General features: G+C 62.2%; 1 pseudogene. It reads right to left on the bottom strand.

The window, feature by feature from the left end:
• Positions 1-13 precede the first annotated feature (13 nt).
• Positions 14-249 (bottom strand): annotated as a pseudogene (locus tag NQ036_RS15600) (IS110 family transposase); the annotation flags it as partial.

The raw sequence follows: 249 nt of genomic DNA on the forward strand, positions 1-249 counted from the left end.
ATGGCGAGGTGGCCTACGCGGCGAGCAGGTATTCACGGTAGGCGATGACGAAGTCATCGTCTCGGCGTTTACCGCGTTCAAGGTAGGAAATCGTGGTGGGCCACGTGTTGAAGTGCCCGGCCGCGGTTTCCAAGCTGATCTTCTTCGACTGGCGCAGTGGCCTCAGGTCGTCGACGGCGGGTACCGGCTCGGGCCGGACAATGTGCCGGTAGGCCTCGTTGGCGATGTAGCGTTTGAGGCACCGCATGA

Origin of the sequence: Brevibacterium sp. 91QC2O2 (assembly GCF_024580695.1) — a bacterium.
In the GTDB taxonomy this organism is placed as follows: Bacteria; Actinomycetota; Actinomycetes; order Actinomycetales; family Brevibacteriaceae; genus Brevibacterium; species Brevibacterium moorei.